General features: G+C 39.3%; 17 protein-coding genes and 2 riboswitches. Of the genes, 11 read left to right on the plus strand and 6 right to left on the minus strand.

Annotated elements, in window-relative coordinates:
• A complete protein-coding gene (locus ACQQ2I_RS01450) occupies positions 1–1,206 on the minus strand; it encodes a CynX/NimT family MFS transporter (RefSeq protein WP_431028785.1) in 1,206 nt (401 codons plus the stop codon).
• A 140-nt stretch (positions 1,207–1,346) separates the two neighbouring features.
• Positions 1,347–1,522: riboswitch (Lysine riboswitch) on the plus strand.
• Between the two features lie 131 nt (positions 1,523–1,653).
• Between ACQQ2I_RS01450 and ACQQ2I_RS01455 the strand changes: the two genes are divergently transcribed.
• From ACQQ2I_RS01455 to ACQQ2I_RS01490, 8 genes are all read left to right on the plus strand, one after another.
• A complete protein-coding gene (locus ACQQ2I_RS01455; RefSeq protein WP_431028786.1) occupies positions 1,654–3,108 on the plus strand; it encodes an amino acid permease in 1,455 nt (484 codons plus the stop codon).
• A 184-nt stretch (positions 3,109–3,292) separates the two neighbouring features.
• Complete coding sequence (locus ACQQ2I_RS01460) at positions 3,293–3,973, plus strand: hypothetical protein (RefSeq protein ID WP_431028787.1); 681 nt, start codon at positions 3,293–3,295, stop codon at positions 3,971–3,973.
• Positions 3,974–4,119: 146 nt separating this feature from the next.
• Positions 4,120–4,221: riboswitch (purine riboswitch) on the plus strand.
• A gap of 335 nt (positions 4,222–4,556) precedes the next feature.
• Positions 4,557–5,141 carry a xanthine phosphoribosyltransferase gene (locus ACQQ2I_RS01465; protein ID WP_431028788.1) on the plus strand — a complete coding sequence of 195 codons (585 nt, stop codon included), beginning with the start codon at positions 4,557–4,559 and terminating at the stop codon, positions 5,139–5,141.
• The gene (locus tag ACQQ2I_RS01470; protein WP_431028789.1) at positions 5,141–6,457 is read left to right on the plus strand and encodes a nucleobase:cation symporter-2 family protein; all 1,317 of its coding nucleotides are present in this window, start codon (positions 5,141–5,143) and stop codon (positions 6,455–6,457) included. Before ACQQ2I_RS01465 ends, ACQQ2I_RS01470 begins: the two co-directional genes overlap by 1 nt.
• Before the next feature lie 344 nt (positions 6,458–6,801).
• Positions 6,802–6,993 carry an ABC transporter permease gene (locus tag ACQQ2I_RS01475; protein ID WP_391373040.1) on the plus strand — a complete coding sequence of 64 codons (192 nt, stop codon included), beginning with the start codon at positions 6,802–6,804 and terminating at the stop codon, positions 6,991–6,993.
• A gap of 208 nt (positions 6,994–7,201) precedes the next feature.
• The gene (locus ACQQ2I_RS01480) at positions 7,202–7,819 is read left to right on the plus strand and encodes a nitroreductase family protein (protein ID WP_431028790.1); all 618 of its coding nucleotides are present in this window, start codon (positions 7,202–7,204) and stop codon (positions 7,817–7,819) included.
• Between the two features lie 11 nt (positions 7,820–7,830).
• Complete coding sequence (locus ACQQ2I_RS01485; protein WP_431028791.1) at positions 7,831–8,769, plus strand: ring-cleaving dioxygenase; 939 nt, start codon at positions 7,831–7,833, stop codon at positions 8,767–8,769.
• Between the two features lie 260 nt (positions 8,770–9,029).
• Positions 9,030–11,252 carry an S-layer homology domain-containing protein gene (locus ACQQ2I_RS01490; protein WP_431028792.1) on the plus strand — a complete coding sequence of 741 codons (2,223 nt, stop codon included), beginning with the start codon at positions 9,030–9,032 and terminating at the stop codon, positions 11,250–11,252.
• 104 nt (positions 11,253–11,356) lie between these two features.
• On the opposite strand, the gene fumC is transcribed toward ACQQ2I_RS01490, so the two are convergent.
• On the minus strand, positions 11,357–12,748 hold the full coding sequence (fumC, locus tag ACQQ2I_RS01495; RefSeq protein ID WP_431028793.1) for a class II fumarate hydratase: 1,392 nt from the start codon (positions 12,746–12,748) through the stop codon (positions 11,357–11,359).
• A 539-nt stretch (positions 12,749–13,287) separates the two neighbouring features.
• Here fumC and ACQQ2I_RS01500 point away from each other — a divergent pair.
• Positions 13,288–14,352 (plus strand): YeeE/YedE thiosulfate transporter family protein, encoded by a 1,065-nt coding sequence (locus ACQQ2I_RS01500; protein ID WP_431028794.1) that lies wholly within the window; start codon positions 13,288–13,290, stop codon positions 14,350–14,352.
• A 20-nt stretch (positions 14,353–14,372) separates the two neighbouring features.
• The gene (locus ACQQ2I_RS01505) at positions 14,373–14,597 is read left to right on the plus strand and encodes a sulfurtransferase TusA family protein (RefSeq protein ID WP_431028796.1); all 225 of its coding nucleotides are present in this window, start codon (positions 14,373–14,375) and stop codon (positions 14,595–14,597) included.
• 99 nt (positions 14,598–14,696) lie between these two features.
• Here ACQQ2I_RS01505 and ACQQ2I_RS01510 read toward each other — a convergent pair whose 3' ends face one another.
• The 4 genes from ACQQ2I_RS01510 to ACQQ2I_RS01525 form a co-directional block, all read right to left on the minus strand.
• Positions 14,697–15,008 (minus strand): hypothetical protein, encoded by a 312-nt coding sequence (locus ACQQ2I_RS01510; protein ID WP_431028797.1) that lies wholly within the window; start codon positions 15,006–15,008, stop codon positions 14,697–14,699.
• 124 nt (positions 15,009–15,132) lie between these two features.
• Complete coding sequence (locus tag ACQQ2I_RS01515; RefSeq protein ID WP_431028798.1) at positions 15,133–15,684, minus strand: DUF1273 domain-containing protein; 552 nt, start codon at positions 15,682–15,684, stop codon at positions 15,133–15,135.
• A gap of 81 nt (positions 15,685–15,765) precedes the next feature.
• Positions 15,766–16,953 carry an ornithine--oxo-acid transaminase gene (locus ACQQ2I_RS01520; protein WP_431030423.1) on the minus strand — a complete coding sequence of 396 codons (1,188 nt, stop codon included), beginning with the start codon at positions 16,951–16,953 and terminating at the stop codon, positions 15,766–15,768.
• A gap of 156 nt (positions 16,954–17,109) precedes the next feature.
• Entirely contained in the window at positions 17,110–18,300 is a 1,191-nt protein-coding gene (locus ACQQ2I_RS01525) for a YbfB/YjiJ family MFS transporter (protein WP_431028799.1), read from the minus strand.
• A gap of 129 nt (positions 18,301–18,429) precedes the next feature.
• Here ACQQ2I_RS01525 and ACQQ2I_RS01530 point away from each other — a divergent pair, with 129 nt between their 5' ends.
• A complete protein-coding gene (locus ACQQ2I_RS01530) occupies positions 18,430–18,864 on the plus strand; it encodes a DUF2269 family protein (RefSeq protein WP_431028800.1) in 435 nt (144 codons plus the stop codon).
• Positions 18,865–18,989: the final 125 nt, after the last annotated feature.

Consider the following 18,989-nt stretch of genomic DNA (forward strand, 5'->3'; position numbering starts at 1 on the left):
TTAATCGTGAATTGTTCGGTTGCTACTTGCAATATATGCGGCAACGGCTAAAGAAATGGCTATAATAAGGAAAATAATATTCGGCACGAACCAGCTATCTGTTACATCGTGAAGCAGCCCGAAACATGTCGGACCGATAGCTGCTAGTAAGTAACCAATCGATTGCGCAAACCCTGAAAGTTCAGCCGCTTCGTAAGCCGTTGTAGTACGAAGGGTAAAGAACATCATCGATAAACTAAACGATGCACCACCTGCAAAGCCTAAAAAGATCATCCAAAGAAAGGCATAGTTTGTCCATTCCATTAACACGCCCGTAAAGCCGAGCAAATAAAAGGCAGAAAACATGAGTACAATCGGGCGTTGATTTGTCATTTTTGCGGCTACAATCGGTGTTAAAAAGGTCATAGGAATTTGACCAAACTGCATAATGGAAATAAGCCATCCCGCATGATTCGCATCGATGCCTTGTGCGATATAAATTTCTGGAATCCACGCCGCCATTGTATAAAACAGAAATGATTGCATCCCCATTGCAACCATGACTGCTAATGCAATCGGCGAACGGATAAGCATCGCCCAACCATTGCCTTTAGATGTACTGCTTGTCAATGCCACTTTTTCCCCGCGGAGCTGTGGAATCCAAAAAATGATGCCAACAATCGCAGCAAGAATGGCAATCCCTAAAGCCATTTGCCAGTTTGTCGCTGTGGCAACCGAATAGCTAATTCCTGCGGCAAAACCACTTGATAAATTCATGGAAACCGTATAAATTCCCGTTAAAATCCCAATATGCAATGGGTAACGCATTTTAAAGAAGCTTGGAATAAGTACATTGCCAAATGAAATCGCGATCCCAATCAGTACTGTTCCTAGTAATAAAAGAGACGTTGTGCCAAGTGAGCGTAAAACAATCCCAGCTATCAATAGTAAGAGCGAATAGAATAGCGTCCATTCCATTCCGAAACGTTGCGCAATCCTTGGTGCGAAAGGTGAAACAACCGCGAATGCGAGTAAAGGAATAGTCGTTAAGAAGCCGGCAAGGACATTTGAAATGCCTAATCCGTCCCGAATGAATGATGTAATGGGTCCTACAACGGTAAGTGGTGTTCGAAGTGTCATTGCAAACAGAATAATGGATAAAGAAAATAGAATGACTTTCCGGTTTAATAGTATTTTTTTGCTTTGGTAGTTAGATGACTTTGCCATGATGAAAGCTCCTTAAAATAATGTTTGACTGTTTTGAAATGTTGGAAAATAAAGAAAAGTACCGAAATGATTGATAACAAAAAATTGCTATGTTAGACTCATGTACATATTCTAATTTAATAGTTTTTGCCTCATGTGAAAAGTGGGGTAGAGGTCGCGACTGTTATGACTAGTATAGCTGAGATTGGGAGAATCCGTGAAGCTATATGAAAGGAATAGTTGCCGAAGTATAGTGTCGCTCTTCAGACACTATGCTGGGGCTGTACTCGAATAGGGACAGAACTGCCGCGTTTCGCGCGGGTGAGCTATCGTTTCAAGTTGATGAGGTATTTCGGATACCGTCATAGCTTTTTATGGCGGTTTTTTGTTTGGAAAATGAATTTTTTAAAATGCTCAAGCCTCGAAACCGAAATACAATCAACAAAAAAGATGAGGAGTTTTATATGTATGAGTAATATTGAAATTGATCAACTCGGCAATAAGTCTGAGCTGAAGCGTAGCCTAAAAAGTCGTCATATTACCATGATTTCTTTAGGTGGTACAATCGGAACAGGGCTATTTTTAGCATCTGGTTCGGCTATTTCGACTGCTGGTCCTGGTGGTGCATTGCTTGCCTATGCATTAATCGGCGTGATGGTATATTTCTTAATGACGAGCCTTGGGGAAATGGCTGCTTTTATGCCAACATCGGGTTCATTTAGTACGTATGCAACGCGCTTTGTTGACCCGGCATTTGGCTTTGCGCTAGGTTGGAATTATTGGTATAACTGGGCGATTACGATTGCAGCGGAAATTGCAGCTGTATCTATTATTATGAAATACTGGTTCCCAGATAGTTCTTCGCTCCTGTGGACAGTATTGTTTATTGTTGTTGTATTATCGTTTAACTTATTATCTGTTAAAGCGTATGGTGAGAGTGAATACTGGTTTGCTATGATTAAAGTAGCGACTGTTATTATTTTCATCATTGTCAGCTTCTTAATGATTTTTGGTATTTTAGGTGGCCATGATCCAGTCGGATTATCCAATTTCTTTGTAGATGAAGCGCCGTTTAATGGCGGCTTTATGGCGATGTTTGGTATTTTCTTAGCAGCAGGTTTCTCGTTCCAGGGAACAGAAATGCTAGGTGTAACTGCTGGTGAAACAGATGATCCAGGAAAAAATATCCCAAAAGCAGTTCGCTCTGTGTTTTGGCGTATTTTATTATTCTATATTTTTGCCATTGGTGCGATCGGTTTATTAATTCCATATACAGATACGCGTCTATTATCTGATGATATTGCGATGAGTCCATTTACGATTGTGTTCGATCAATTAGGGGTGGCATTTGCTGCTTCTGTGATGAATGCGATTATTTTAACTGCGATGCTGTCAGCAGGTAACTCGGGTCTGTATGCCGCAAGCCGTATGCTGTATCAATTAGCAGTGGACGGGAAGGCACCAAAATTCTTTGCAAAAGTGAATACACGTGGCATTCCAATTTATGCGTTACTAGCAACATTAGCAGTTGGTTCGTTATCGTTTTTAGCATCATTCTTTGGTGATGGTGTTGTGTATATTTGGTTATTGAACGCATCGGGGATGTCCGGCTTTATCGCATGGGTAGGGATTGCGGTTAGTCATTACCGTTTCCGTAAAGCGTATGTTGCGCAAGGCCGTGATATTAAAGACTTACCTTACGTATCACCATGGTATCCATTTGGTCCGTTATTTGCTTTTGTCGTATGTATGATTGTCATTATTGGTCAAAACTATACAGCTTTCACAGGCGGTACGATTGACTGGTACGGTGTATTAGTATCGTATATCGGACTTCCACTATTCGCCATGCTATGGGTAGGTTATAAAATGAAACATAAAACAAAAATCGTCCCACTGGAAAAGTGTGATTTAGATTATTAATAAAATAGAAACGGCTCCCATATGGCGAGCCGTTTTGTTATATGAAATATAATATTCCGCTACTTTTATGATTGTAAGAACCTGTTATAATGAATAATAACTTTTTGAAAAAATATAGAATCGTATATATAGTAAGTTTTTTATACTGGCAACAGATATTACATGATGTTAAGAGGGTGAAGGAATGAGCGTATCAATTGGATTTCAACGAAAAATAAATGAATGGATTAGCTCAAACAATAATAGTGTCGCTTTTCGACCGTTTTTAGTAGATGGTAACCCCTATAAATCCCGTGTCTTTGTAGTGGGCGCTTTTCCACATCCAAAGTTTGAAGTAAGCGGCGAGTTTCAACAATTTGAGTATATGGAATCACTTGTTGATGCAACGCTTTTCGAGCTGATTTATGGTGAACAGATGCAGTCGCGTGAAAATAAGGGGATTGCTGCTTTTATGCAATGGTTAAAAGAGGAATGTAGTGAAATGGCTGTCAATACAACGATCACAGCACTCATGGCGGAATCTGCTAAAAATTTAAAAGAGCATAGCAAGGTTGTACCGGAAGACTATGAAAAAGGATATGATATATTCGGTCAAGTATTGGCGGAATTCCAGCCAGAGGTGATGATTTTGCATGGCGCGGATGCGTTACGGCAGTTCCGCCAACGATTTGCTGATTCACTCATTGACCATTATGCACACGTTGAAAGAGTGCAAGACCTTGAAGAAGTAGGGGCATTTGCAGAGCTATTTGTTACGAATGAGCGAAAAATAAAAGTATTTGCTTGCCGTAGCCTAAGTTATTATGGTAAAACAGGAGAGGTCTTTGCATTATTTAAAGATGAAGTAAGGCGAATTTTGTCATAAAACACAGAAAGTAGCCTGAAAAACGAACGATAGTTAACACTACCTTTGGGTTTTGTAAGTAAATTCCGAATAATCGAAATCGTTTTATTATTAAAGTTAGCATTGCATTTCGAAAATAACGTGATTATAATTGTGACATTCTTAAATTTTAGCTAAATAACTTTACTCATATAATAGCGGGAATAGGGCTCGCAAGTTTCTACCGACTAACCTTAAATTAGTTGACTATGAGAAGCAAGTTTTGTGAATAGAATGTCTATGATAGAGCATTTTATTTGTATACTTTTGACGTACACTCGAAAGTCTTGTTTCCGCATAGGGAAAGGACTGTTCGAGTTTTTTTTATTTGAAGATAAGAAAGTATAAATTTCTTCTAGTTTAAAGAGTGTCTAGGCATTCGCACCAAAATTTATTTTGCGACGAAAGCGTAAGTGGCAGGAGCATGCTGCTCGAGGTCGCTTCATCAAACACTACGCGTGTCAAGCACGCTAAGAGTTTGCTTCCAGCGCTTGTCGCAGCTAAGCGGGCGCGAATGCGCTTTTCTTATGAGTAAAGTATTTTGTTTAGGGAGGAACGGGTAGCTGTGGAGCTGTTAAAAGATAAAATTGAGCAAGAGGGTAAAGTATTATCAGATACGGTGTTAAAAGTAGATTCGTTTTTAAATCATCAAATCGATCCGCTTTTAATGAAAGCAATTGGTGAGGAATTCGCTAATCTTTATGCGGAGGAAGTCATTACAAAAGTATTAACAATTGAATCTTCAGGGATTGCTCCGGCAACATTTTTAGGCTTAACAATTGGTGCGCCAGTTGTCTTTGCACGTAAACGTAAATCACTCACATTAACAGATAATTTATATTCAGCAAAGGTCCATTCCTTTACAAAAAATGAGACGAACGACATTTCAGTATCGAAAAACTTTTTATGTGCCGATGATAATGTCATTATTATTGACGACTTCCTAGCGAATGGGGAGGCTGTAAAAGGATTACTTGATATTGCCGAGCAAGCTGGTGCACATGTTGTTGGTGTAGGGATTGTGATTGAAAAAGGCTTCCAAGATGGTGGTAAAATGCTACGTGAACAAGGTGTACGTATTGAATCGCTAGCACGCATTAAATCACTGGCAAACGGAAAGGTAGAATTTTTCGAAAATGGTGAATTTTAATGAATAATGCAAAAGCGATCACTTTTGGTATTCAGCATTTACTTGCGATGTATGCTGGCGCGATTTTAGTGCCGCTTATTATCGGTGGTGCCCTTGGTTTTAATACAGAGCAAATGACGTATTTAGTAGCGATCGATATTTTAATGTGTGGTATAGCAACACTTTTACAAGTATGGAGCGGTAAATTTGTTGGAATCGGCTTACCAGTAGTGCTTGGGTGTACATTTACTGCGTTAACACCGATTATTACAATTGGACATTCAGCTGGCATTGGTGCCATTTACGGAGCGATTATTGCTTCAGGTGCTATTATTGTATTAATTTCAGGCTTCTTCGGTAAGCTAGTGAAATTCTTCCCACCGGTTGTTACAGGTTCAGTCGTATCTATTATCGGGATTTCATTATTACCGACGGCGATTACAAACTTTGGTGGTGGTGTAGCAGATGCACCAGATTTCGGTTCAACAACAAACTTACTATTAGGGTTCACAGCATTAATCACGATCATTGTGATTTATCGCTTTACAACAGGCTTTATGCGTGCGATCTCAATTTTAATGGGGATTATCGTTGGGACAGTGCTAGGCATGATTCTAGATGTCGTTGATTTTACGCCGGTAAAAGAAGCAGGCTGGTTACACATGGTGCAACCATTCTACTTTGGGGCGCCAGAATTCCATCTAGAACCAATCATTACGATGACATTAGTAGCGATGGTATCATTAGTAGAATCAACAGGTGTATACCATGCATTAAGTGATATTTGTAAAAAGCCAATCGGTTCAAAGGACTTAGCGAAAGGGTATCGTGCAGAAGGTTTAGCTTCCATTATCGGTGGTATTTTTAACGCCTTCCCGTACACAACATACTCGCAAAACGTAGGGTTAGTCCAAATTACAGGTGTAAAAGAACGTAAAGTTATTTTCATCACAGGTGGTATGCTTGTGATTCTTGGTTTCTTACCAAAAGCAGCAGCCCTAACACAAATCATTCCAACACCCGTGCTTGGTGCAGCAATGATTGCGATGTTCGGTACAGTCATTACACAAGGGATGAAAATGTTAGCACCAGAAATCAATAAATCAATGGAAAACGCGTTAATCGTGGCATGTGCTGTTGGTTTAGGGGTTGGTGTATCGATTGTTCCTGAAGTATTCAAAAACTTACCAGAAACATTATCCATTTTATTCGCAAACGGTATCGTAACAGGTTCGATTACAGCGATTGCGTTAAATATTGTGTTTAATATGATTGGTCGTTCGAAAACGGAAACAGCGTTAAATACAATGAGTCAATCAGATACAGTGAAACGATAATTTAGGACGCTCCTCGTAATGAGGAGCGTTTGTTTTTTTTCTTTCAAAGTTGGAATAGAAAATATAGTTTATTTTTTCACTACTGAATACATTTGATAAGTTAGTTTGGTAACAATTTGAAATAATATGCATATACTAAAATAGTAGAGAAGTATTGTCGTTAGCTATTTTTAAAATGTAAATATTGTAAAATTTATTTGTTTACAGCATAGGAAATGTAGATTTTTTCTAAGGTTTTAAGTTATCGAAAAAATTTACAATAAATTTTTAGCTAAATTATGTGAATTCTCTGCGAGTTATTTGATATAATAATACTGAATACATTTTGAAAAGGAGAGTTGCCCATGGTGACCGGTCAGTTAGAGCAGGCTTTCAAATTAGCAGAAAAGCACATGCTCGAAGTTCAAACAATTTTAGATTTAAAACGTATTATTGCAAAAGAGGTTAATTCATCACCAAGAATGGAGGAAAAGATTCTTCAGTTGATGATTCAGCTTCTTGAGAACAATAAAACGATCTTACAGGAGGCACAATAATTGGAAAAAACAATCGAAACATACGACGATCAAGACACATTTGATTAAAGGCGCTGCTCAAGCATAGAAATAAGAGCAGCGCCTTGTTATTTTTCTAAGACATTTATCTACTGTTGTTTGACATGATCGTTCCTTAGTGGTATATTTATCTCGAATTAAAGATATTTAAAATTGAGATAAATTTATAGTGAATAATGGGGGCTTACATATGGAATTTGCAAAACTTATTGAAAAACGACGCTCAGCAAATAATTTTATAGAAGGGGTTGCAGTCACACCACAAGATTTAAAACTGATTTTTGATGATGTAAAGCTAGCGCCATCCGCTTTTAATTTGCAACATGCTGAATATATTGCGGTTTTAGATCAAGAGTTAAAAGAACAATTACGTGAAGCAGCGTATGGGCAATATAAAGTCCATTCAGCAGCAGGTGCTATTGTTGTGACGGCTGACCGTTATGCATATAAGCAAACTGCACGATTAAATGAAGGCTTAAAGAATTTGGGGGTTATTAATGACTGTCAGCTGACGCAATTAGTAGAGGATAATGCCGCATTTTATGAAGAGCGTGGCGAGGAATTTATGAAGGAAGATGCGATTCGTAACGCATCCCTCTCTGCAATGTTATTTATACTAGCTGCAAAAAATCGTGGCTGGGATACATGTCCGATGATTGGGTTTGATCAACAAAAGGTACGGGAAATTTTATCGATTCCATCAACGCACGAAATTGTTATGATGATTACAATTGGGAAAGAAAAAGAACAAAGCCGAAATTTACGTGGTTACCGAAAACCGGTAGATGAGTTCGTCACATTTATTTAATGGGAGGAAAAATGATGAAAACAGCAGGTATTCACCACATTTCAGCTATCGTTGGGGATCCGCAAGAAAATGTAGATTTTTATGCGGGCATTTTAGGGTTACGACTAGTGAAAAAGACGGTAAACTTTGATGACCCTGGCACGTATCATCTTTATTTTGGAGATGAAGCAGGATCACCAGGAACAATTATGACGTTTTTCCCGTGGCCAAGTGATTTCCGTGGACGTATTGGAGATGGACAAGTCGGTGTTACATCGTATGTTGTACCAGAGGGGGCTTTGTCGTTTTGGGCAGCGCGACTTGAGGAATTTGCTGTTCCTTTTATAGAGGTAGAGCGCTTCGGTGAGCAGTATCTTCAATTTGATGATCCACACGGGCTACATATCGAGCTAGTTGCACGGAAAGAAGGAGAAAACAGTAAGTGGTCATTTGGTGAGGTGACACCTGATGTTGGGATTAAAGGATTTGGTGGTGCCACTTTATATTCAAGTAGTCCACAGCAAACCGCCGATGTGTTAACAAATCTCATGGGATTAGAGCTTGTTGCACGTGAAGGGGATTACGTTAGGTATAAAGCACCTGCTGAGATTGGCAATATCATTGATTTAAAAATAGTGCCAGGCCGTCACGGCGCAATGGGCCCAGGGACGGTGCATCATATTGCGTGGCGTGCAAAAGATCAGACGGAGCACTTGCAATGGCAGAAACATGTGATGAATAATGGGCTACATGTAACGGATGTGAAAGACCGTAATTATTTTGATGCGATCTATTTCCGTGAACCGGGTGGGATTTTATTTGAAATTGCAACAGATCCACCAGGCTTTGCAATTGATGAAACATCACAAATGATGGGGAGTCAGTTGATGTTACCACCACAATACGAGCATATGCGAGCGCAATTAGAAAGCAAGCTACCTCCTATACAAGTACGTGTATTAGAAAAATAAGTTATTAAACGTTCATGCCAATAAAGCATGAACGTTTTTATATGGACATATATTACCTTTGGTGTTTAAGAGGTGGAGGGAACTGTACCTATAGTTGCATTTTAATGAATTAACCTTGTATATACGTAGATTTCAGTTGTTTAACTGGAAATTAAAAGGTAATATGTAATAAAATATTACAATTTATGAAACTTTTGTTTATAAAACACGTATATGTAAATGTGGAGGTTTCTGCACGCAAATAGATAGGAGGATGAAAAATGGTTACATTTAAAAAAGTAGGAACAGTATTAACGGCAACGGCATTATCAGTAGGTTTATTAGCGCCAGTTGTCAGTGCTTCAACGTTGGCGAATGAACGTCCAGAGACATTGCCAATTCAAGTTGCACAAACGAATGCGGTAGTTACGAAAAATGATTTAATCAAACGATTTAGAGAGTTATTTCCAAATGAGTTTACAAATGTAGCGGAAAAAGATTTTCATATGAGTACGGGACATTATTACTCAGGGGACGATACATTACGATATGAGTTGAGCTTCTCTAAAAAGATTGACAATCGTTACGAACATGGAAGTGTAACATTTGCTGGAGAAAGCTTAGAGCTGGAGGGTTTCTATTATCAACCGGCAAACTATGCAGAGGTATTGTTCCCAGCGAAATATTCAAAAGAAGAAGCCCAAAAAATTGCTGATAAATTTATTAAAAAGTTTGACAAAAAGACAGAATACAAACTTAATTCAGATTCATTTGGTTACTATGATTTCTATTCATCGCTGTTAACAGAGCCAGTTCAATACCACTTCATGTATAATGTTACAAAATCAGAGGTACCACTAGCGGATCAATATATTAGCGTAGCGGTATTAGGTGATGGAACGGTTACATCCTTCCATAAGGGACAAGCTAAAAAAGGTAAGTTTACGTACGATGATCCATCGAAAAAGCAAAATGAATCAGACATGGCGAAGCGTATTCGAAATGCTGTAACAGCCCAACTGTCGTATATGGTTGATGTCAATTATCAGACAGGGGAGCAAAATGTAAAGCTTGTTTATCAACCGAATAGCCAAGTAACACGAGGTGTACATGCTTTAACGGGTGAGTGGATTACAGTAGATGGGTTATCAGCTACATTGCCAAAACAGCAAGAGGTGACACCGATTGTGGAACAGCCTTTAGCACCAAAGCAACCGGGTATTACAGCAGAACAAGCACAAGAGTTGGCGACGAAGCTTCTTGCAACAAATCAAAAAGGTGTAAAATTAAATATTCACTCCATCTATGAAACGGAAAATGAAAATGGTAAAGAAGTCTATTCGATAGATTATATGTATGAATACAAAAATGGTGGGACAGGCACTTCGCTAGTAATTGACAAAGCAACAGGTGAAGTGATCCAATATCATGATATTAAAAATCATCTTTTGGAAGTAGATGAAGATGAGGACAAAGCACCAGCATTAACACAGCAACAGGCATTAGAAAAAGCGGTTGCTTATATTAAAGAATGGATACCTTCTTACGCAAGTAACTATGCATTGCCTGTAAACGTGGAACCTTATTTCAGTGAAACAGATAGCTATTACTTTGCATTCCCGCGAATTGTCAATGGCTTAACGGTAATAGGGGATCAAATTCATGTAGGTATAAGCGAAACAGGGGAACTACAGAACCTATCTGTAACGGCGTATGATCAAATTGCATGGCCTGTAGCAGAAGACATCTTAACAAAGCAGGAAGCGACAACACTTTTAAAAGACCAATTAAAAGTAGAATTACAATATGTAAATCTTACGAATGTTGAAAACGAACAACATTATAGTTTAGCATATCAGCCGAAGTTTAAAGAAAGCCTATTCAATTACATTGATGCGAAAACAGGCGAATGGTTATATGAAGCAACAAGCAAGGATACAACAACAGTTGAGCATCCGACAGCTGCTGAGGAGTTAAATTATTTAATTCGCACAGGTGTACTACAAGTAGACGATGAGTTCAACCCAGATGCAGCGATTACAAAAGGGGAAGCATTACAAGTGTTAATGAAGTCTGTAACACATATGTACTATGGTTTCCATAATGAAGAGGAAGTAACAGAGTCTTTCACAAATATTTCAGCTGATCATGAGTTATACCCAGTTGTAACACGTGCATTATCGATCGGTCTACTGAATGCAGAGGATAAAACATTTAATGTGGATGCGCCACTTTCACGCGAAGAATTAGCAAAATGGGCAGTGAACCTATTAAAGTTAAATAATGCGGCACAATATAGTGATATTTATCAGCTCGATTATAGTGATGCTTCACAAGTGACGAAGGAAATGCGCGGTTATGTTGCATTAGCATCTGCTATGGGTCTACTAGAGGCAGAGAATGGCGAATGGAAACCAAAAAGCGATGTGACGTATGCAGAATTAGCGAAAATGACACTTCGCTTAGCGCATAAGATCAATGAACAAAATATTAATTATTGGTAATGTTAAAAGCGATATTTAACGAATCAAAGTAGATAATCCCCCCTTACCACTTTTAGGTAAGGGGGGATTTGTATGTCCTTCTAAGAAGAAAATGCGCTTAACACTTACTCCGCATTTGGATAAATCATCGTTTTTGGATCAACATATTCATCGTATTGGGCTTCTGTTAAGTAACCAGTAGCAAGTGCCGCTTCTTTTAATGTTGTGCCTTCTTTATGTGCCTTTTTAGCAATTTCAGCTGCTTTTTCGTAACCGATATATGGATTTAACGCGGTTACGAGCATTAATGAATGGCGTAAGTTAGCATCTAATACTTCTTGATTTGGTTCGATACCGACCGCGCAGTTGTCATTAAAGCTTTGCATCGCATCTGCAAGCAGGCGAGCTGATTGTAAGAAGTTGTAGATAATGACGGGTTTAAAGACATTTAATTCAAAATTCCCTTGTGATGCTGCAAAGCCAATTGTCGCATCATTACCAAATACTTGGCATGCTACCATCGTGATTGCTTCTGATTGTGTTGGATTTACTTTCCCTGGCATGATGGATGAGCCTGGTTCGTTTTCAGGAATCGTAATTTCTCCGATACCAGAGCGTGGACCAGATGCTAGCCAACGTACGTCATTCGCAATTTTCATTAAATCAGCAGCTAATGCTTTTAATGCACCGTGAGCAGTTGTAATTTCGTCGTGTGATGTTAAAGCATGGAATTTGTTTTCGGCTGTCATAAATTGCTTGCCTGTATACGCTGCAATTTCCATCGCCACCATTTCACCAAATTTAGGATGGGCGTTAATCCCTGTACCAACCGCTGTACCACCAATGGCTAGCTCTTTCATAAATTCAGTTGTTACTTGAATCATCTTTTCACATTTGACGAGCATATGTGCCCAGCCTGAAATTTCTTGTCCTAACGTAAGTGGTGTTGCATCTTGTAAGTGTGTACGACCAATTTTAATAATGTTGTTGAATGCATCTGTTTTTGCTTGAAGTGTTGCTTTTAAAACATTTAATTTCGGTAATACATAATCTTCTACTGCTAAAACTGCTGCGACATGTAGTGCGGTAGGGAATGTATCGTTTGAACTTTGCGATTTGTTTACATCATCATTTGGATGAACACGCTCTTCAGTCCCTTGTTCCTCTATCAGTTGGTTGGCACGGAAAGAGATCACCTCGTTGACATTCATATTGGACTGCGTACCAGAGCCTGTTTGCCATACAACAAGTGGGAATTGGTCATCTAGTTTTCCTGCTAAAATTTCATCAGCCGCGGCTACGATAGCATTTGCTTTTATATCAGATAACTTGCCAAGCTTTTGGTTTGCGATAGCCGCTGATCTTTTCAAAATGGCGAATGCACGAATAACTTCGATTGGCATTTTTTCAGTACCAATTTTAAAGTTTTGCAAGCTACGCTGTGTTTGTGCCTTCCATAGCTTATCAGCAGGGACTTGAATTTCACCCATTGTGTCTTTTTCAATACGGAATTCCATGAAGATTCTCTCCTTTTTATGTGTATGTAATGAGTATTGCCATATAGAGAAAATGACAAACTTTCTAAAAGTTTGTCATTGCCTTTATCATATGAAAAATTGTAAGGGAGGATACGAAACGATTCTGGGGGGATACGCTTCGACTCAAAAATGAAATACTTAACAAGTATATTGATAATGATAATCTTTATCATTTAAAAAGTCAAGATGAGATGAATATAAATATTTATTCCGCATTAACAGGCAGTAATTGATCTGTAACGAAAGCGGAGCGACAGGTACAGGGCGCCTTAAGAGAATCGAGAAGTGTAGGTAGGAGATTAATTTCCCGTAAAAGCCTGATTGGTTAAGTTTCACTTTATGAAGGGAACAATAGGGGAAATGCTTTTTACCGTAGCGCTGTACAGCGAGAGACGCCTTCATTTTTCTGAAATTAAAACCTAGTAAGTAAATGGGTATTTAGGATTATTGCGGTAGGTAATTCGTTAATATAATATAAACCTATAAATTTACTAAGTATTAAAAGGAGGTTACACGAGATGTCTTTAGGTCTTCTTACAGGTTTGTTATGTGGTGCTTTGCTTGGGTTTGCCATGCAACGTGGACGTTTTTGTTTAACAGGTGGCTTCCGCGATATGTATATTGCGAAGGATAATCGTATGTTTTATGCATTATTAATTGCGATTGCTATACAAAGTGTTGGTGTCTATACATTAATTAGTTTAGGTGTTTTTGAATTTTCGGCAGGGACTATTTCTTTATTAGCAGTCATTGTAGGATCGTTTATTTTTGGGGTAGGTATTATTTTTGCTGGTGGCTGTGCAACGGGTACGTGGTATCGCGCAGGAGAGGGTTTAATTGGTAGCTGGATTGCGCTTGTGGGCTATATGTTAGTAGCAGCTATGATGCGTACAGGTCCATTGGCACCAATAAGTACAGAGTTAAAATCTTATGAAGTAGGAAATAACTCGATAGCTGAGACATTCGGTGTAAGTCCGTGGGTATTCGTTACAATTCTAGTAGGGATTGTCGTATTGATTGTATTTCGTGAACTGAACAAGCCAAGAGTGAAGATTCCTTCATTAAAACCAAAGAAAACAGGCTTAGCACATATTTTCTTTGAAAAACGTTGGAATCCATTTGTGACAGCTGCAATAATCGGTGTAATTGCAACGGTTGCATGGCCGTTATCAGTAGCGACTGGTCGTATCGGTGGTTTAGGAATTACGTCACCTTCTGCTAATCTTTTGCAGTTCTTTGTAACAGGCGACGTAACATTTATTAACTGGGGTGTGTTCTTAGTTTTAGGTATACTGCTGGGCTCTATGTTTGCAGCGAAAATGGCAGGGGAGTTCCGTTTCCGTATGCCGGATGTAAAAACAGGTCTGAATAGCTTCTCAGGTGGTTTAATGATGGGCTTCGGTGCAAGCTTAGCAGGAGGCTGTTCAATCGGAAATGGCCTTGTGATGACAGCGATGATGACATGGTCTGGCTGGATTTCATTGTTATTTATGATTTTAGGAACATGGACAGCATCTTATTTTGTATTTGTTCGTCCACGTAAAAAAGCACAGGCTACTCGTACACAAACGGTAACAGCTTAAGATAGAAGGAGAGGGTTTATATGCAAAAGAAATTAGAAGTGATGGGAATGGTTTGTCCATTTCCTTTAGTAGAAGCAAAACAAGCAATTGAAGAAATTCATTCAGGTGACGAGTTAATTGTGGAGTTCGATTGTACACAAGGAACAGAATCAATCCCACGTTGGGCTGCAGAGGCAGGGCATGAAGTAACAAACTTCGAGCAAGTAGGCGAAGCAGCTTGGACGATTACGATTAAGAAAAAATAATAGTATGTTAAAATAAATAACACCGCCATTATAGTCGCTTGCTGCTGTTCGCTTGCTCCTAGTGGCGGTGTTTGTTTTGGTTTCCAATTGTATGTTCCTCTAAACGATTTTAACGTAGAAGTCACGTCCATCGTTTAGGCCTGCTACTTCGGCACCTTTCTCATTTTTGTAGTAGTTCGCGATATTGCGGGCTAAACCTGCATACCCATTTAAGTATTCGCCACGTTCAATTTTCGTTGCGACATTGTGAAACTCAAAATACGTTTTTGTATCTGGACACATGCGGTTGACGATATGTTGGAAATCCTCCATAGGAATATGCAAACCGCGTGTGTAACGGCACTCACGATTATACGTGTGGTGCAAAATATTAATCGGTTTTTGTTCTACGACCATTTTAATTGTATCCATTCATGTACCACTCCTCTCTTATGTTAGAAAAACTAACTTACTACAACTTCATTATAGCAAAGACAGCCCCCTTTTTGCACATTAAACATTCTGATTTGAAAGAATTTTCTTTAAATTAACAAAATTACCAGTCGGAACGCTGTAATTCCTCGGCAACAATCTGTAAATCATAGGCGGTAATACGGCGTAGTTCGTATTCGTTGTTTTCCATATACTTTTCAACTAGCTTGAGTACATATTTAGGTGAAGCTTCATTATCCTCATCGTAAACAAGTAACATGCCATCTGTATTATGAATGATGAATTTATCTTTTTCGATAAATTGCCATGGTGCTTCATAAGGGCGCTTTGTTACACTCGTCACGAAATCTGCGTGATTTAAAATATGTATATACTGCGCTTGCTTTGGTTCATTCCAATTTTTCTCCTGATCTAGAAAAGGAGTAATCATGGAATATTTAAGCTTTGGGAAATGCTCTTGTAATTTGATCACTGTTTCGGCTGCCCAAGCTTCCACGCCAAGCTGTCCGCTAATGACAACCCATTCCAATCCTTCATCGCAAAGTTGATAAAGTTGGTCATATAATGCTTTTTTAATAACGGCAATGCCAGGATGTTTATCGTTAAAAATACCGAGTTCATGTGCGCGGTAGCCTGTTACATAAATGGTCTTCATCGTTATCGACTCCTTTTTAGTCAGTAGTATACATAGCAGTGATGCCTCAGGATGAGCGGCCCCTGAGGCATAATTGGGTGATTATGCAAATACTTCTTTGATTCGTTCGATTGCCCAGTCTAATTCTTGTCGTGAAATGGTAAGTGGGGGAGCAAAACGAATAACGGTATCATGTGTTTCTTTACATAATAAACCGACGTTCTTTAGCTTTTCACAATAGGGGCGAGCAGCTTCATGTAATTCGAGGCCGATGAATAATCCACGACCACGTATTTCTTTCACAGCGGGATGCTGAATGTCACTGAGCTTTTCCATAAAGTAAGTACCAAGCTCAACTGAACGTTTAGCAAGCTCTTCATTTATCAATACATCCAGTGCGGCAATCGATACAGCACAAGCCAGTGGGTTTCCACCGAATGTTGAGCCATGTGAGCCGGGGTTAAAAACGCCTAAAATATCACGGTTTGCTGCTACACATGAAATAGGCATCACACCGCCGCCAAGTGCTTTGCCGAGTATATAGATGTCCGGCACGACATCTTCCCAATCACAAGCGAACATCTTCCCTGTACGACCTAGCCCTGTTTGAATTTCGTCGGCAATCATTAATATATTGTTATCGTGACATAATTTTGCAACATCTTGTAAGAATCCTTCAGGGGGAATGACAATCCCTGCTTCTCCTTGAATCGGCTCTAAAATGACAGCGGCCGTATTTTTTGAAATGGCTTGACGAATGGCCTCGATATCACCATAAGGCACTATTTTAAAGCCAGGCAGCAGAGGGGTGAAGCCGCGCTGATATGCCTGCTCAGAAGACATAGAAATAGCCGCCATTGTACGCCCGTGGAAATTTCCCTCGCAGCAAATAATTTCTGCTTCTCCGGTAATCTTTTTTACATCATATGCCCAGCGACGCGCGGTTTTAATCGCTGTTTCCACCGCTTCAGTACCTGTATTCATTGGCAAGACCATGTCTTTATTTGTTAATTGGGCAACCTTTTCATACCACGTACCTAAATTTTCTGAATGAAACGCACGGGATATTAATGTGACGCGGTCAGCTTGGGCTTTTAAAGCTTCGATAATTTTCGGGTGACGGTGCCCTTGGTTGACAGCTGAGTAAGCCGACAGCATATCTAAATATTTATTGCCTTCTGGATCATACACCCACACACCACAAGCTTCCGAAATAACGATTGGCAGCGGGTGGTAGTTATTTGCTCCAACTGCTTCTGTTTGAGCAATAATTGTTTTTGTATCCATCATCATGCCTCCCTTTGTACTCCTATCATACGAAAAAAGTAGACACGAGGCCTACTTTTATTGTTGATAACTATTTGTTTTTTTTTTAAACATCGCAAGTATACAATTGAGTAACCGCTCATTCTAATGTGTTTTGCAAGGCAGTGCTAGTAAAGGCTATTAGGACGATGATTTTATGCTCTTTACTTGTACCTTCTGTGTCTGATGTGTAAGCACATAACCGCCTACTAAAATAACGAATGCACAAAAAACAATGCTACCAGCAAATAGTAATGGTGCTTTAAAACTTGAAAAATATACTTCTAAGCGGCTTGCAATAATTGGCCCAATAATTTGCCCGAAAGCGTAAAATGTAGTCAACATGGAGACGACAAAGTTGCTTTGACGTGGGAATAGCTGGCGCCCATATCCCGTCGACAGTGTTACGAGTCCAACGAATGTGCAGCCGAATAAAAAGGCAGATAATAGTACACTCCATATGGTTTGCGATAATACAGGCAAAATAATACCAAACACTTGCAATATGTAGGCAACAAACATAACGTGTACAGGCTTAAAGCGCGACATCATCGCCATCCAGAAAGGAGCAGATGGCGCTGCGGCAATGCCAACGACCACCCAAGTATAGCTGGCATACGCTTGTAAATTTTCTATATTATATACGATATCCACTAAAAACGTCCCCGTAATAATATAGCCAAGCCCTTCTAAACCATATGCAATAATGAGCCATGGCATAAATCCTCGCCAAATATTTGTATCATTTGTTTTAGCAACACGTTCACCATCATGGACGACAATATGCCGCCATAAGACAAGGGTCATAAGGACAAATAGTGTAGATAAAAGCCCAAGTCCTATCCATGTCCCTTCCCACATAAAGTGGACTTCTAAAAAGGGGACACATAAACCGGAAATGGCAATCCCAATCCCGATCCCACTAAACACATAGCCAGACCAGCGTGTAAGAAGGTGTTTGGCTAAATAATCCATAATAATACTAGAAGTTAATACGAAAATAAATCCACCTGTCAACCCTGCGATAAATCGCAAAACAATCCATAAGAGATAAGAATGAGTGAGTCCCATACCAATAATAGAGACGACATTTAATAACACATTGCTTAGTAGAAAAAACTTTTTGCGTTTATAAATAAATCCTGCGCCAAGTGACCCGACAAAATAGCCAATATAATTGCTTGAAGCGAGCCAGCCTCCTGTTTGGAACGATAATCCTTCATCTGCCCGCATAAATGGTAATAATGGTGTAAAAGCAAATCGGCTAATGCCCATCGCTACAACAAGAAGTAAAATTCCCCCAAATAATACCCCCGCATGTTGACGATTCACAATACATCCCCCCTTAATGGGTTAATCATAACATTCTGATAAAAAATGGTATATAGGAATGTCATGCTATTATTTTAATAGAAATTAGGTAAAATAGAGAAGAATGATGAATGGAGAGGAAAGAAGCTAGTGGTATATAACATCCTATTGTTTATACATATACTCAGTGCCGTTGTAGCAATTGGTCCGTTATTTGCTATTTTTCCGATGTTAAAACGAATGGAGCAGGCAGATGAAGTTGTACTGCGTGGCGTTGTAGAAGGGTTGCGCGGAGCTGTAAGAGCGGTTAGTTTGGCAGGGCATGTAGTCATACCGAGCGGATTATTATTAATGTGGCTTGGTGGTTGGTCATGGCAAACATCGTGGGTATTAGTGACAATTTTTGTAATGTTAGCATCCCTACTGTTTTTAGCAAAAGCGTTTAAGCCTGCGTGGCAAATCGCGGATGCGGCTGTATTTAGGAAAGACTTATTTATAAAAACGATGCAAACGGCAACGGTCAAATATATTGCCATTATGTTGATTATGCTATGGTTAATGGTTACGAAGCCGCAGTTATGGTGAAAAGGGGACGTCTGAAAAGTCATTTTGAGACGTATTCTTGGAGACGGGGTTGATGTGATTCACCGTAGGAGGCTATTCTTTCGTGTTTTTTAATACGTATAGGAGAAGGCTGTTCAGACTGGACA

Origin of the sequence: Lysinibacillus sp. LZ02, assembly GCF_050613145.1 — a bacterium.
GTDB lineage: Bacteria > Bacillota > Bacilli > Bacillales_A > Planococcaceae > Lysinibacillus_B.

What these genes read in the sequence shown, in the direction of transcription:
- ACQQ2I_RS01450 (WP_431028785.1), bottom strand. Translation starts at nt 1,206, where the DNA reads ATGGCAAAGTCATCTAACTACCAAAGCAAAAAAATACTATTAAACCGG.
- ACQQ2I_RS01455 (WP_431028786.1), top strand. Translation starts at nt 1,654, where the DNA reads ATGAGTAATATTGAAATTGATCAACTCGGCAATAAGTCTGAGCTGAAG.
- ACQQ2I_RS01460 (WP_431028787.1), top strand. Translation starts at nt 3,293, where the DNA reads ATGAGCGTATCAATTGGATTTCAACGAAAAATAAATGAATGGATTAGC.
- ACQQ2I_RS01470 (WP_431028789.1), top strand. Translation starts at nt 5,141, where the DNA reads ATGAATAATGCAAAAGCGATCACTTTTGGTATTCAGCATTTACTTGCG.
- ACQQ2I_RS01475 (WP_391373040.1), top strand. Translation starts at nt 6,802, where the DNA reads ATGGTGACCGGTCAGTTAGAGCAGGCTTTCAAATTAGCAGAAAAGCAC.
- ACQQ2I_RS01480 (WP_431028790.1), top strand. Translation starts at nt 7,202, where the DNA reads ATGGAATTTGCAAAACTTATTGAAAAACGACGCTCAGCAAATAATTTT.
- ACQQ2I_RS01485 (WP_431028791.1), top strand. Translation starts at nt 7,831, where the DNA reads ATGATGAAAACAGCAGGTATTCACCACATTTCAGCTATCGTTGGGGAT.
- ACQQ2I_RS01490 (WP_431028792.1), top strand. Translation starts at nt 9,030, where the DNA reads ATGGTTACATTTAAAAAAGTAGGAACAGTATTAACGGCAACGGCATTA.
- fumC (WP_431028793.1), bottom strand. Translation starts at nt 12,748, where the DNA reads ATGGAATTCCGTATTGAAAAAGACACAATGGGTGAAATTCAAGTCCCT.
- ACQQ2I_RS01500 (WP_431028794.1), top strand. Translation starts at nt 13,288, where the DNA reads ATGTCTTTAGGTCTTCTTACAGGTTTGTTATGTGGTGCTTTGCTTGGG.
- ACQQ2I_RS01505 (WP_431028796.1), top strand. Translation starts at nt 14,373, where the DNA reads ATGCAAAAGAAATTAGAAGTGATGGGAATGGTTTGTCCATTTCCTTTA.
- ACQQ2I_RS01510 (WP_431028797.1), bottom strand. Translation starts at nt 15,008, where the DNA reads ATGGATACAATTAAAATGGTCGTAGAACAAAAACCGATTAATATTTTG.
- ACQQ2I_RS01515 (WP_431028798.1), bottom strand. Translation starts at nt 15,684, where the DNA reads ATGAAGACCATTTATGTAACAGGCTACCGCGCACATGAACTCGGTATT.
- ACQQ2I_RS01520 (WP_431030423.1), bottom strand. Translation starts at nt 16,953, where the DNA reads ATGATGGATACAAAAACAATTATTGCTCAAACAGAAGCAGTTGGAGCA.